The organism is Cupriavidus sp. PET2-C1, assembly GCF_054515855.1.
Map to the genome: position 1 here is coordinate 469073 of NZ_JBTNRJ010000003.1, position 14136 is coordinate 483208.

Consider the following 14136-nt stretch of genomic DNA (forward strand, 5'->3'; position numbering starts at 1 on the left):
CATGATCAACGCATCGAACATCCTGGCGGCGAGCATCCTGATTGTTGACGATCTGGAGGCCAACGTCCTGCTGCTCGAGCAAATACTTCGCGGAGCCGGATATACCTGTGTTGCGTCGACCACCGATCCGCGCATGGTTCGTCAGCTTCATGACAGGAACCACTATGACCTGATCGTGCTGGACCTCCAGATGCCCGGCATGAACGGCTTCGAGGTCATGGAAGCCATCAAGGACACCCAGCCAGACAGCTACCTTCCAGTGATCGTCGTCACCGCCCAACCTGATCACAAACTACGCGCATTGCAGGCGGGAGCCAGAGACTTCGTCAGCAAACCGTTTGAACTTGCCGAGGTACTGATGCGGGTTCGCAATATGCTGGAAGTGCGCCTGCTGCATGGTGAGGCATTGAACTACGGCAAGGAACTCGAGAAGAAGGTGCGCGAACTGGAGGCGAGCCGGGAGACGATCGTTCACCAAGGCGATGAACTCAGACACCTTTACGAGAAGCTCGTGCGTGAGCAGCAGGTAACCGATCGGCTGCTTCTCAACGTGCTGCCCGCCCCCATCGCGGAGCGGCTTAAACTGCGCTCCGATCTCGTCGCCAGCGGTCCACCGGAGATCATCGCAGACAGGTTCCAGGACGTATCGGTGATATTCGCCGACATCGTGCAGTTCACCCGCTTTTCTCCCGGCATGCGCCCCGAACAGCTGGTGGCGGTGTTGAACGAGATCTTTGCCGACTTCGACAATATCGCCGACAACCGGGGGCTCGAGAAAATCAAGACAATCGGCGATGCCTACATGGCGGCCGCTGGACTGCCTGCCCCTGCCGCCAATCATGCGGCTCGTGCCGCGCACATGGCAATGGACATGATTGATTCACTGAAGCAATTCAATGCGCGGAGCGGCTACAACCTGCGGTTGCGCGTTGGCATCCACAGTGGAGCCGTCGTCGCGGGCGTGATCGGGCGGAGAAAGTTCATCTATGACCTGTGGGGCGATACTGTGAATATCGCCAGCCGGATGGAATCCCATGGCATCGCCGATCGCATTCAGGTGACGGAAGCCACACGACTTCAGCTTGGAGAAGAATTCCAGCTCGAAGAGCGCGGTGTGGTCACCGCGAAGGGCATCGGTGACTTGCGTACATGGCTCCTGGTTGGCAGAGCCACCGATGCGCGGGGATAGGAGCACGTTTCTGCGGACCGCGTGTCGAAATATCAGCATGACAGCCCCTGTCCCATCTCACAGTAAATGGGAGAGCCGACATAGGAAAATCAAGGAATTGCGGAGCCCTGTCGCAAACTACATGGGTCGCCACGATTCCGCCGCGCGTTGACTATGCGTTGACCTCCCTCGGTCACTCGCTAAGGACACCTGTGGAAACACTCGGTCTATGGGCCATCGCGCATCTCCCGGTCATTGAACAGGCGAGACAGGCGTTCGACCTCAGCAAAAGGGATTCCGCATCTGAGCAGCCCCAGTCAAGGAGACAGCGAATTTTTCGGGATATCGCCGCTGATGTCCCAGATGCGGGTGTGGGTTCAACCGATCAATGCAACAACCTAATGGCATCGGCCCATTGCTTTCGCACTCGCTGCCCCATGCACAATGACGCCTGGTTCATCATGCGGGACGATGGAGTCTACTGCGTCCAGTCCATTCTGCTCTCAGGCAAGTGCCAGCCCAACCGACTCCGACGTATGCGTCATAGCGCCTCCCGCGGAATACCCATTTCATCATTCGGGACACCAGGAAGCACGATACCCAAGCGCCCTTCTTGAGCCCAACGAATGATCGCGTCCCGTTCAACTCGCAAGAATCTCGCCGCGACTCTGATACTGGTCCACCGCAAGTCGCAGTGGCTTCCGCATCTTCAATGTCCAAATGAACAACATCCGCTACGACGAGTTTTTTTCCAGCGGAGCAAAGGGCCCGACTTCGTTTGCACCGCCGGAGATGCACCCGCGTCATCGCCGCTGACGTTCACGCCGCGCGGCGCAGCTCGCCTCCGCGGCCCTACCAGCACTGCGCCGGCTGCTCGGGGCGGCCGATCAAGTCAAGAATGGCCATCGCGCCTTGGTTCGGCCCATGTCGGTACAGGTGCCACACTATCGCATCGAGCGTGCTCCTGCTGATGATGCAGGACGAGCTGTAGTCGCTCGGCTCATCGCTGTAGCGGGCACCGGTGTTGAGGCGCCCTGCAGCTTGAGGATGTAGCAGTCGGGCTTGCCATCTGCGAATTGCTTGAGCATTCAGCCCTCGGCAGCAGTGCTCTGGAGCAGGATGCGATCGGCGTTCATGAACTTCGCCATGACGTCCCACGGCACCTGCACCATGTGGTCCGTGTCGTGGTCGGGCTTGAACCGCCAGGTGCGGCCGTACTTATCGGTATGCATGCTGACTCCTGAGAGTTGCGCTGCAAAAGGACTGCTGGTTTCCTTCGCCCCCCACTCCCGTGGGGTTGTCGGCATTTGAGCGCCACGGATACTGCGAGTCATCGCAAGTCGCGAAACTGCCAGCACACACTGAACGGAGCAAATCCAATGCGGACCTCATCCTTAGTTGCTGGCGGTCTTCTGACTGCGTTGATCTCTGGGTGCTCTATACTTACACCGCCGGCGCGGCTCCACGAATTGGATTCGGGCAAGAACTATTGGTTTGAGTACGACGCAAGCCGGAGAGGTTCATTCTTTGCTCACGCTCCCACGGACAAGGATTCAAAGTCGCCCTATTCCTGTGCCGAACCCTCCCCTGACATCGCTCTCACGTTCACGACGGCATTGGACGCAAAGCTCTCATCAGCGAATATCAGCCCTCAAGCGAAAGGAGATCTCGCCGTCAGCGCAGTGAAGCTGGCCGAGAGATCGCAGATGATTCAATTCTCGCGCGAAGCTCTGTTCCGTGTCTGCGAAGTAGCTCAGAACAATAAGCTCAGTGCCGACCAAATAGTTCTTCTGTACCAGAAGATCATTGACACTGCCCTCCGATTGGGTGCCGATAAGGCACTTGATAACGATGCGAAGCTGATAGCAGAAAGAATCGAAGAGAAGAAATCTGAGAACCTGATTGCTGCTGCAAAGCGTGATGAAGCTGCCGCCGCTCTAGCTGCCGCCACAAACGAACAGGAACGAGCAAAGCTTCAAGCTGACGTCACCGCGCAGAACGAGAAGATCCGACAGCAGGGTCTCCAGATGGCAAGCCTCGCGGAGCAACTGCTCGCCGCGGTCAACACCAAGAAGCTGGAGTTGAAGGACACAGAGAAGGCCGCCAATCTCGCCAAGGCAGCGGGAGAAGGTGCCGGCAGCTCTCCTGGCTCAGTACAAGCTCCCGCCCCTTCCGCCCAAGGCACGGTAGCCGTAAAGTAGCCCAGTTTTCTCTCACAAAGGCATGCGGCATGCGGTGCTATGCCACAATTGAGCAGCCTCGCGTGGGGAGGGATGTTCGCTTGCCCTCCCCTTAGGAGAGCAGGTTGTTCATTTCACAGCGCAACGACCATCAACCGCATCGCTGCGCGAAGTCTTTGGCCTGGCGCACACAAGCCTGCAGAACAGCCTTGTGTGCATCCGCGCGAGCGCTGAGAAAGCCAGCGCCATTCTTACGCCGCTCAGTGGCTGCCACGTTGTTCACCGTGCGGCGCACGGTTGCCGATATTGAAGGTCTTGGGCAAGTGGATCGTCGTCATATCGGGTCCGGGTCAGGTCTGTGAGGTTTCGGGTTAATCAGGTGCTGCTTGCGAGTGCGGTGCGGGGTATCAAGATCGTCTCCTGTGGTTCTCCCCTATGGGAGATGCTTGCAGAAGTTACCCACACGACTGCCATGCCCATCTTGGTCCGGTCGTTTAAGCAGACGCGGAGGCTGTAGAGGCTACGGTGGACGCGCCTGGGATGGCGTCACCTGCGGCGCCTTGGTCGCCGGGAACTAGCCGCGCGGTGACGCTTGGGAAACGAACTGGTCGTTCATCAGCCAGATCCGGTTGCCTTCAGGCTGCTCAGGAAAACTTGCGGGCCGAATTGGGTCAAAGTGAAGCCATAGATACCGCTCGTCATCAAGTGCAAGATTCTCATCATCATCGAGCAGCGTCGGCAGATTGATCTTCCAGGCGCTCTGCTCGGTCAAACCATTCACTACCCAAAAGCCCATGGGTGAAAATTTCAGTATGTGGCCATACAATATTCCGCCGGTGCCAAACTCGCTCATTGCGGCATGCTTCATGATTACCTGGCGGCGGAACGGATAGAACCAGTAGAAGATCTTGACGTCATGAGGCAGCTTGGCGCTCGGGTCCAAAACATAGGCTCTCAGCGCCTTGTCCAGAGGCCCACCGGTGTGGTTGGTTTCTAGTTCCGGCACAGCGTTAGCAGCAAGCAGGTGACCCAGCAACGAGCGCGCAACCCTTTGAGGTTGGAAGCGAAACCGATGGTATCGTGGCAACGTCAGCCGCTTGCGGAACAGCAGCGACATGTACTTATTGACGTCCCCAACCAAGTTGATCAATGCTGGATCGTAGTCGGTGCCCAGCCGGCCACTATTGCACTCCTTGCAGACTGTTCTGAAATGGGCGCCACCTTGCGATATCTTAAAGCCACCTTGCTCACCGACCTTCGGCGGCAAGAGTTCCTTGATTACGGCATCACGAACGTTCCCACAACCCTTTGGCGGCACGTGATCGCGGGTAAGGACACGAAACTCTCTGCAAATTGCGCAATAGCCTTCATTGGTGAGTCCGCGGTTCGAGAACCTTTCCGATATCTTTTTCGAGTAATCGCCCATCTTCCTCCGCCCGTCCCAAATGGTTGCTAGACACAACCGCACCAGTGCTACCACACCGGTATCGGCACGCCTGGTGAGTTATTCCGTGCTTAGCCCGCCCAATCGGAAGCAATCCCAACAGCCGCCCAAGTATAAGAGCGTTGCCGGACTGAGCGGCGAAGTGCCACCGGGGTTCCTGACCCATTGATCTGAAAGCAGTGTTTGCCACATAGTGGAGGCTGGCGATACAAGAACAATGAAAATGCCGTAATGCCTAACTGGCTCAGTCGCACCTACTTGCGCTTCAAAGCAGCCGTGACATCCTCGTCCCGGCTGCCCGTCATCCCGCCGCCCAAGGACAAGCTCAAGCAGCAGGGCTTCCCTTCAGACGCCAAGGGGATCGATAAGGCGAGCGAGAAGGTGACGCGAACCGACCGCGGCCTTGCCAACCTGGACATTGCTAGCTATCGCACGGCTTCCGACAGCCGAACGGTAATCCGAAACCTGGCGGCCAGCACCCCTGACCTCTCTGCCGCCGTCTCCGCCTATCTCGGTGTTGCTCTCACCCAGGGCTACAAGGTGTACGTACGGTTCCCATCGTCGTCATTGAGGCCGTCTTGCATGTGCGACTGGATGTCCGTCCATTCGCTTTCCGGGTTCCATTCGACCAAGGCGCGAGTCGCGTCGACTTGCGCCTTCGTGACGCCGTGGTCCTGTACGGCGAGCGCCTCGATGTGGTCGCGATCGAGGTCGACGTAGTCCAGTGCGACGTTGAATTCGAGCGGCCAGCGGCTGTGCCGATCGCTGTAGCCGGCGTTGCGAGCGATGGTAGTGGCGAGTAACTTGCGGTAGGGGTTCATGGCCTACTCCGAAGTGTGAATGGTCAAGCGTCCCCTCTCGAGCGAGCGGCCCACTGAGTAGGGATCTTCAGGCTCAGCCCCACGGTCGTCACGGCATTGATGCGGTGCTCGAAGAGCGACCTACACGGAGGTGCGATGGGATTATCAGGGTTGGGCGCCAGGGGGCTCATGGAGTTCTCGATAGGCATTCACGAGCGCCTGCAAGGCCTCCCGCTCTTCCGGTGTGCCGAAGCGGCCCACAAACCCATCTAACGCGACCAGCAACGAGCAGGCCGCGAGAGCCAAGGTGTCGGCAAACTGCAAGTAGTCGGGGCCGATGTGCAGACCGGCTATCTTCCCTGTGGCGCTCACTTCAACGTGGTGCTGAAGAGAGGTGGCGGACGGGTGGGCGTCCTGAGAGAGAGATCGGTAGACGATTGTATAGAGGTCAGACAGACCCAGGTCTTCCGCCAAGCCGTGAAGGTCAATGTCTTGGTGCTTCCCTGGCGTGCCGATCTCGTCGAGCAACGCGTCGAGCGCTGCTCCCTGTTCGGCTGGCACCTCTGGCATATCCCGCAACTCGGCCGCGACCTGCCCGCGAAATCGCTGGTGCCCGCCCTCGAACGCCTCGACGAACCGCGTCGTCGGCGCTTTGCCCTTCTTGGGCTTGATTTTGGCACCCTGCGACAGCACCACGTCGCGAGAGGCGGCCACGCAGTACAGCGCAGTTTCGAAGGTAGATCGCACCATGGCGCGCGACTGCGCACGCAGCCCCCTGGTGCCCAGGAGCACAGCTCCCTCGAAGTCCTGAACGGCTCTCCCCAGAAGGGTGACGGCGAACAGGTCAGCGTCACGCTGTCGGATGTCGCGCGGCACGATCAGTAGCGCGATGGCGAAGCGGTTGATATGCTCTACGAGCGCCACATGGCCGGGGCAGTAGTCCCGCAACGCCTCATCCGCGAGGGCGTCAATGTGCGTGGATAGGAAGCCGTCACGGCTCAGAGTCATGGTCTTCTCCTTGGCCTCGAAGGCTATCGACGCTGGTCCTGCTCCCTACGGGACTGTTAGTCCAAGGTTCGTGGCGATCGGCCCGTGTCGGTCAGGAGAGTCTTTCGCCTCGAGCTGAGGTCTGACATCCCCGTGTCGGCTTCGAATCAATTATCGGTCATACGCGTACCCTCGCCCCATCACCGTAGATTGCCGCCCGCCGGTCGAAAGCCTCTCGCGAACCCTCTAGAATTGAACATGCGGCCTCACAGGTCTGGGGATGGTCGATTGAACCTCGCGTCACGACTTTGGCGCGGTCGTTCGTTGCCTTTAGCGCAACGATCAACTCGGCATCGCCAAGCACAGCGATGTTCGCATTGTGGGTGACGACGATAACCTGGCGGCGTTCCTTTGCCGCGCGTATCACGGGCACCAGGGTTTTGTAAATAAACTCGCTATCGAGATTGTCTTCTGGCTGATCCACAACTAGAGGCGCGTTGCTCTCGCTAGTGAGCATGAGCGCCAGCAGTACGGACTGTTGTTGGCCCAAAGATAGTCGTTTGAAGTCACGAGGCACAAATTTCGGCCGGCCGTCGGCCGCATCGAAACGCTTCGTCACGTTTAGACGCGGGCGGTCATGCACGGCCACGGTCTCGAGATTGAACAGCGTCTCCGCTTCGGAAAGGCGTTCAAGCAATTGCTCTGCTTCGCTCTTCCCAAAAATTGGCGCATCGTCCTCGTTCTTGAGCTCGACGATTCGATCGATATCCTTCGCACGAATGCACTCGAGCAGCCGTGGCATCGTGAGGCCGCGGATCAACGCCCCGGCCTTCAACTGTTGCAGGGTGCGCCAACCCATTGCATCAATGACAATCCGCTCGGCCTCAGGCGCAAGCCCGTTCGCATCGAACTTCAATGATACGAAGAGATCTGAGAGCGTTCCCCTGAGTGCGGCGTTTGCTTTGGCAGCAAAGGCGGTACGTTTTTTTGATACCTCCGCTCGAGCTGCCCATCGTCGCTGAAGTAAGTCGTTATACTCTCCACGACGGCGATCACGTTCTGCAATCCATGTTTTCAAATTCGCAAGAGTCTGCTTTGCCCTCGCCTCATCAGACACGAGCTTTTGAATGAACGGCATATCAAGCCGAATGCCGTGCTTGAGCAATTCGGCCTTCTTTTGCTCGATCTGACCGATCGATGTTTCCTCCTTCTTCTTCCAAGAATCAATCTGGCTTTGAACCGTCGCGACGTAGCGTTCCGCTGCCTTGCTGAGTGTCTGGTTCGACGCACGCACCTCCACTTCGAAGGCATGAGTTCCGTTCAGGATGGCAGTGGCCTCATCAGCGGCAAGCTTAATCCCGGAAGGGCTCACCAGCAATTTGATTCCCTCGGTGATCTCGATCAGCGCTTCGCAACTCACTGCACTCTCAAGGCTGCCAATTGACTGCTCAAGTGTTCCTCGAGTACGTCGTTCCGATTCAAGCTGCTGCTGCAGAGCGATGACTTCTTCCCCTTTGTCTGTTCGAAGTTTTTCTAGCTGACCGCTCTTGAGCTTTAGATCCTTTTCTGCGTTTGGGATTCTTGCGACATTGGTCAGTGCTTTTGCGATGGCCGGCTGAATCTCGATGAGCTTTTCTCGGATTGCATCTTCTTCCTGAACACTTTCCTCTAGTTGCACCAAGGTATCCAGGAATGTGAGCAGCGCTAGCGGATCAGACTGAACCTTGCGGCTGATCTCGTTGGTCGCACCTTGACGGTAATTCTCCATAGGAAAGATACAAGGGCCGGAGAAGACATTGTCGAGATTCTCAAGGTTGGATTGCCTGCTGCGCGCAAGGCTGTGCTCCTGCCCAGCTTGATCGATATACACTAGACTAAGCAGATCGGGCCATACGTCGCTGTCGATCACACTCACCTCGTCAGTAGGACATCCTCCAAGCAAGCAGATGCTCTCGAAGGCCGTTGACTTTCCGCTTCCTCTCCCGCCGATGATGCAGGTCAAATTCGGACTAAAGTTGATCGCCTCTCCATCTAGGAAGCCACCTTGGAAATGCACGCCGCGCACCATAGGCACGCGCATCGGCACTTCGTCTTCGATCCGGATACGCGTGTCTGCTGACTGAAGAGCCAGCTTGAGTCCTTCAAATGAAGGACTCTCCATCTTGTAGCGGGTAATGCGGCGATTCTGGCTCGCGTTGCGCCCGATTGCGCTAAGGGAGTGAGCATCGCTATTCAGGATGCGAGCGAGGAACTGGCGGGACCCGAGGCGCAGGCGCGATATGCGATCTGCCACTGCGTGTCTCCTGTCCGCATCGGAGTCTTCCGCCGTGTAAGTGATGGGGCAATCGGCGCGCGTGACTTCAATACCAAGGAGCGCTCGATGACAGAGAATATCTAGTTTTGCCGGTGTCAATCGCGGCATGTTGCTTTCGAACGCTCCACCTAGGTCGACATGAGCCATGATTCCAAATCCGCCTTCCACGGCGATCAACTCCAGGCACTGCAAAGCCCCCGTCTGACATCGACAGTTCGGCGTCCCCCTGTCCGCAATTTGTAGTCGGTTAAAAAAGCGCTCCAAGGCGTCTGGTGTTGCGACGTAGCACAGCAGGTGGCCTTCTGGGGTTGATAGCTCGACGGCCGGCACCACCATAGCGCCACATGCTTTACCCGCAGCCACGGCTAATCTGACATTTGCAATTTCGTTGTGGTCCGCGATCGCGATCAATGAAAGCCTTTCCGCCTGTGCTACGCCAATAATCGCCTCTGGCGTCGCGCCAGCGTCACTGACGTCGTAGGACCCGCCGTAGGAATGGATGTGGAGATCTCCACGAAAGAATGCTGCACCGCTACTTGACTCCGCGATCGTTTCCCGCACCACGTATCCCCTTGCAAGGCCATCAGGCATCGAGCGTGGATGCACGCTCGCGCGAATTTTTCCGGAAGATGCTACGAGAGACTGCTCCGAAATACCACCCTCCGGGATCAGGGTAGATGGCTTGGCAGCAGGGATGCGAAATTGGTTGGCGCGATTGAGAGGTGCGCTCATGCTTGCCCGTCGCTCGCGTCTAGATTTCCGTGCCGCCGAGCCGTCCAAAGCAGGTCATTAGACGACTGTTCGCTTATCGTACATTTTGTACATGCTGATCCGATGTTAGTGGATGCGGCAAAGTGCAAAACCAGATCGATCGAGTCGGTGGCCATCGGTCTGACGCGCCGAGGCGCAACTCTGCGGACTGCCACTGTTTGCAGGAATAAGCGGATCTTCCTTCCGCCTGCACTAGGGGATCTCGCGCGTTCGCACCAAGGCTTCTTCCGCCTTGCCCCGCTTGCAAAGGATCACAAGATCATCCGCGTAAATCACAATACGGCTGCCAAGACTGGGCTCAAGCCCGAGCTTCTTCCATGCCAACACAAACCGGCGCATGTAAACATTCGCCAGCAAGGGTGAGATGGGAGAACCTTGCGGAATGCCGCAAAGCCTTCCGCGCCCATACCAGAAGACCGGCCCAAATGATGAAGCAAGCAGGTATGAGGACTTGCAATTCGCGCCAAATTCGCTGGGCTACGCCGCAACAAGTTGTCCCGATAGGTGCTGAACTTCAACATGTCCCCATGCAGCAAGGTCTTTCATACTCATGGAGTCCGAAGTGGAAATCCTTTCGCAGCCATCCAGCGCGCCAAGCACCGATATCAGCCATGCCATACCCTTGCCAGGGACGGAAGCCTACGAGGCACTGCCGCAGTTTCCGAAGAGCAAATCTCTTCCTTTCCGTCGAACCATCCGTCGCCAAGAGCTGCGGCAGATCATTCCCCTTGCCGAAACGACGATCTATGAAATGGAGCGTCGCGGCGAGTTCCCTCGACGCTTCAACCTGACACCGCGTTGCGTCGTCTGGGACTTGGACGAGGTGCAAGCGTGGATCGAGGTACGCAAGCAGGCGTCTCGTAGCGCCGCCTCCCCGAAACCGGATGTCCACCTGCGAAAAACCCGCCCTGTCCGAGCGGGTTCGAGTCGGGAATGAGGCGACGTTGCCCCTTATCCAACCAAGGCCTCCAGATCATCGACAGCCGAACGCGGCAACCGACGCCCCTCCTTGGCCACATTGACCTGCAAGGCCACCCTGGCCACCTCCAGAATGTCTCTGGTCAGCGAATAGCTGCCCCTTGCCTGCAACCAGGCCAGCACGTCGGCCAGATGCCAGATCGACGCACTGCCCTCATGCACCGGTGCCGGGAAACTGCCCGGATGGGCCAGCATCAGCTTGCGCATGTTCTGCCGCGACACGCCTACGATCTCGGCCACATCGCTCAACCCAACCAGATCCGGCGCCACCTCGATCAGCTTGGCCGACGGTACGGCACGCCGTACATCGGCCAGCGCACTGCGCACGGCAGCCTCGGCATCAGCGGCTTCACGGGTGAACTCCAGCGCCAGCCGCCCCGGTTGCCCAATGCCGACCAGGGCATCGTCGCAGCCGGCTTCGCCCAGGCGCTCGATCAACGCATCCGGATCACGGTCGTCGTCGTCGGCTAGTTGGTACTTCAGGGTGAAGGTGTATTCCATCGCGCTATTCCTCGATGCTGCCATCAGCCTCACGCTGCTTGCGGTGCGTGGTGCAGTTGTCCACGACGCGCCGCAAGGCACGCGCATGGTTACCAGGGTTCTTCGGCGTGCTCCATACACTGGTGATGCAGAATTCGCCGCAGCGGCACTCCTCATCGTTGTATGGGCAATAAATCCGCCCCCAGGCGTGGCTGCCGCCGACTTCGATGCGCCAGCCCCGCCCTTCGGCGTGCCTTAGAGCTTCCTCGACCTCTTTCTTCGGATGGGAGGGACGGGCCATCAGTGATCTCCAGTATCGGGGTGATCGGTTAGGTTGTCAAGTGACAACCTAACCGCTGTTTCAGACCGTCGCGCTCAACACCGGCACCGACACGCTCTCCAGCATCAGCTTCGGCACGTAGATCTGCCCGCCGATCCAGGCATCGACCGTGTTGGCCCACTCTTGGAGCATGTGGCGCCGCTGCTCGGCGTACTCGGCCTTGTTATAGATCGAGCGCGAAGAACGTCCGTCCTCATGGGCCAGACACTTCTCGATCCAGTCGCGGTTGAAGCCAATTTCGTTCAGAAGCGTCGAGCCGGTCCATCCCGGGCCGACTTTTTCAAGGCACTGTTCGCTAACAGTGCGAAGAACTACGGCCAACGGCCAAGGGGCTTCAAGCTCACCGATCGGACGCTGGCCTCATTGGCGAACGGTGCATTGGACCTCGGCCCTGACGATCTGGTGGACGATGCGTATATGAAGCGGCTTCGCCAGCGCGAACGTAGCGGGACCAAGTCACGGCGCCGGACGCAGCAAAAAGGGGGCCTTGGCCCCCGAGGTTAGAGCAGTTCACGCTCGGCGAATGACGCTGTGGCATTGCCAGCGACGATGATGTGATCGAGTGTGCGTACGTCCACCAACGCCAGCGCATCCGTGAGCCTCTGGGTCAGCAGCTTGTCGGGTTGGCTCGGCGCGGGGTTCCCGCTTGGATGGTTGTGCGAGAAGATCACCGCTGCCGCGTTGAACCGCAGCGCCTCTTTCACGACTTCGCGCGGATGCACCGATGCGCTGTCGATGGTGCCGCGGAACATCTCGACATACTCGATCAGCCGATGCTGCGAGTCCAGGAACAGTACCGCAAAGACTTCGTGCTCGAAGCCGGCCAACTTGGTGCTCAGGTACTCCTTGACCAGCATCGACGACGTGAAGGGCGTGCCCCGCCGCATTTTCTGGTCGATGACCTGGCGCGCCGCCTCCAGAATCTGCTCCACCGACGCCGGCAGATAGCGCCCCTGCGCGTCACGCACCAGCAGCGAGGAATCGAATGAGGAAAAGGACAGTTGCGACATGATCGTGCTCCAGTTGCTCGGGCGGAATTGCCCGGAACCGCGTCCAGCACGGCGCAGCGCAAGCGGTCACAGGGTCGAAGACGGCCACGCCCGCAAGCGCCCAAAGCGCGCAGCCCTTGACGGCGAGAACGCCGTGATACGGTGAAGGAACCAGCAAGACCGCCCATCCACCTCCAACGAAGACACGGATGGGCAAGCGGAGCGCGCAGGCCCACAGGGCCGGAGGCGTCAGGGATCAAAGCCGAATGGCCGCGACTCGGCACGAGGCGCAGGGCGCAGCCCGCGAACCCGACGGCGGCACGCCGGGACGCCCGGGGAGAACCGTTGAAATTGCTTGAAAGCGAACACCGTTGGTGACTAGCTGATCTTCAGCCACTCACCAGCGAGCTCTCGATTGTCTAGAGGAAATGACTCGACTGGTCAGGGCGGTAGCAGAACGAGACGCTACCAGGTCGGCCGAACAGCAGCCGCAAATGAGCGAAACGCGGTCCTCCCCTCGCGTTTTCTCCACAGCCCTTGACATGGCCCGGGCGATTCTCGGGATGCGGACCAGGCGGAGCACTCCAACCGGATAGACGGATAGCTTGGAAGGAGCGCGCCTGATGCGGATAGCGTTTCCCAACCATAAGCGGGGTATTCAGTCGGCCTTTGCGATTGCCAGCGACAGGCACTATCGCCTTAACACGGCCCGCTCTCGCCAACTGCCGAATGCGACGAGACCTTCGGCCTGAAGCAGGTGGCCGCTAGCATCCGCAGAGAACGGGCATCGGCGAAGGAGCCAAGGTGATAGCGATTGGTGGTATTTTGGCTGGAAATGTTAGTGATTACTTTCACCCTGACGGCTACAAGATGTCTAAGGTGTCATTGATTGGTCCAGATTCGCAGGCTTCCGGGAGGTTCGCGGAAGTATGCGTTGGGCTATGGTGATATCCGTTGGTGAAGCCCTGGCCGATTCTGGGCGACGTCAATTCACCTTTGTGAGTGACTGCTACCGCTGTAACCCTTATATAGCCGATCAATCAACTTGAAACGTGAACTAAGGTGGTACCGTTTGGTGGATCTGGCAACCGTCGCGGGCCTCCGGGGGACCGGCAACGCTCTCTTACCCAAGGCAAAGTGGTAGCGATTGGTGCATTGTGCGGTGCTACGCCGGTAAGCTACATTCTTTTATATCAATAACTTACAAGCTCAATCTTAGAAGTAACACGAAGTAAACTGACGAATCGCTAACTGTACCAATCGATTACACCTTCGCAGCTAGGGGCACCAATGGATAGCACCTTAGTGTCGCCATTGCTTTAGGGCGCCACCAATCACTACCACTTTGGGCAGCACGAGAAGATGGAGCGACGCTAACTTCGATTTTTTATCAAAATAATCAATAGGTTACATACTTCACCTATTCTTCTTGCGCCGGCGGTGTCAGACCAATCACTTACACCATAGCGACCCCGGGGCTCGTCGCTCCAACTCGAACGGATACCACCTTGTTCCTGCGTCGCCGAGGCCACCGACGCGCATGTCACACCAATGGATGACACTCTTTGCGAGGTTTCCCTGGCGTGTGCACACCAACGAATACCACCTTGGCTCGTTACCCTAACGTTCGAGATTAACGAAAAGCCATCGGACTAGGCGAGGGGGTGTCATGGCGTCATTTTGCG

Annotated in this window: 11 protein-coding genes and 2 pseudogenes; 3 read left to right on the plus strand and 10 right to left on the minus strand. The window is 58.3% G+C overall.

The features are described 5' to 3' along the window. Position 1 precedes the first annotated feature (1 nt). Complete coding sequence (locus ACX12D_RS35910) at positions 2 to 1189, plus strand: adenylate/guanylate cyclase domain-containing protein (protein WP_459377366.1); 1188 nt, start codon at positions 2 to 4, stop codon at positions 1187 to 1189. Between the two features lie 1067 nt (positions 1190 to 2256). Here the strand turns inward: ACX12D_RS35910 and ACX12D_RS35915 are convergent. Then, positions 2257 to 2400, minus strand: coding sequence for a hypothetical protein (locus ACX12D_RS35915; RefSeq protein ID WP_459377367.1), 144 nt, complete (start codon positions 2398 to 2400; stop codon positions 2257 to 2259). A gap of 147 nt (positions 2401 to 2547) precedes the next feature. Between ACX12D_RS35915 and ACX12D_RS35920 the strand changes: the two genes are divergently transcribed. After that, on the plus strand, positions 2548 to 3369 hold the full coding sequence (locus ACX12D_RS35920; RefSeq protein WP_459377368.1) for a hypothetical protein: 822 nt from the start codon (positions 2548 to 2550) through the stop codon (positions 3367 to 3369). Between the two features lie 553 nt (positions 3370 to 3922). Here the strand turns inward: ACX12D_RS35920 and ACX12D_RS35925 are convergent. The 5 genes and pseudogenes from ACX12D_RS35925 to ACX12D_RS35945 form a co-directional block, all read right to left on the minus strand. Next, positions 3923 to 4774 carry a hypothetical protein gene (locus ACX12D_RS35925; protein WP_459377370.1) on the minus strand — a complete coding sequence of 284 codons (852 nt, stop codon included), beginning with the start codon at positions 4772 to 4774 and terminating at the stop codon, positions 3923 to 3925. A gap of 551 nt (positions 4775 to 5325) precedes the next feature. Further along, entirely contained in the window at positions 5326 to 5613 is a 288-nt protein-coding gene (locus tag ACX12D_RS35930) for a hypothetical protein (RefSeq protein WP_459377371.1), read from the minus strand. Positions 5614 to 5757: 144 nt separating this feature from the next. Next, a complete protein-coding gene (locus tag ACX12D_RS35935; protein WP_459377372.1) occupies positions 5758 to 6600 on the minus strand; it encodes a DUF5677 domain-containing protein in 843 nt (280 codons plus the stop codon). A gap of 157 nt (positions 6601 to 6757) precedes the next feature. Further along, positions 6758 to 9457 (minus strand): TrlF family AAA-like ATPase, encoded by a 2700-nt coding sequence (locus tag ACX12D_RS35940; protein WP_459377419.1) that lies wholly within the window; start codon positions 9455 to 9457, stop codon positions 6758 to 6760. 405 nt (positions 9458 to 9862) lie between these two features. Beyond that, positions 9863 to 10105 (minus strand): annotated as a pseudogene (locus ACX12D_RS35945) (reverse transcriptase domain-containing protein); the annotation flags it as partial. A 109-nt stretch (positions 10106 to 10214) separates the two neighbouring features. On the opposite strand from ACX12D_RS35945, the gene ACX12D_RS35950 reads away from it, so the two are divergent. Beyond that, a complete protein-coding gene (locus ACX12D_RS35950; protein WP_459377374.1) occupies positions 10215 to 10601 on the plus strand; it encodes a helix-turn-helix transcriptional regulator in 387 nt (128 codons plus the stop codon). Positions 10602 to 10615: 14 nt separating this feature from the next. On the opposite strand, the gene ACX12D_RS35955 is transcribed toward ACX12D_RS35950, so the two are convergent. The 4 genes and pseudogenes from ACX12D_RS35955 to radC all read right to left on the minus strand — a co-directional run bounded on the left by ACX12D_RS35955 (position 10616) and on the right by radC (position 12472). After that, positions 10616 to 11143 (minus strand): helix-turn-helix transcriptional regulator, encoded by a 528-nt coding sequence (locus tag ACX12D_RS35955; protein ID WP_459377375.1) that lies wholly within the window; start codon positions 11141 to 11143, stop codon positions 10616 to 10618. A gap of 4 nt (positions 11144 to 11147) precedes the next feature. Then, positions 11148 to 11423 carry a hypothetical protein gene (locus ACX12D_RS35960; RefSeq protein ID WP_459377376.1) on the minus strand — a complete coding sequence of 92 codons (276 nt, stop codon included), beginning with the start codon at positions 11421 to 11423 and terminating at the stop codon, positions 11148 to 11150. Between the two features lie 60 nt (positions 11424 to 11483). Beyond that, positions 11484 to 11723: pseudogene (locus tag ACX12D_RS35965) on the minus strand (tyrosine-type recombinase/integrase); the annotation flags it as partial. A gap of 239 nt (positions 11724 to 11962) precedes the next feature. Further along, entirely contained in the window at positions 11963 to 12472 is a 510-nt protein-coding gene (gene radC, locus ACX12D_RS35970) for a RadC family protein (protein ID WP_459377377.1), read from the minus strand. Positions 12473 to 14136 lie beyond the last annotated feature (1664 nt).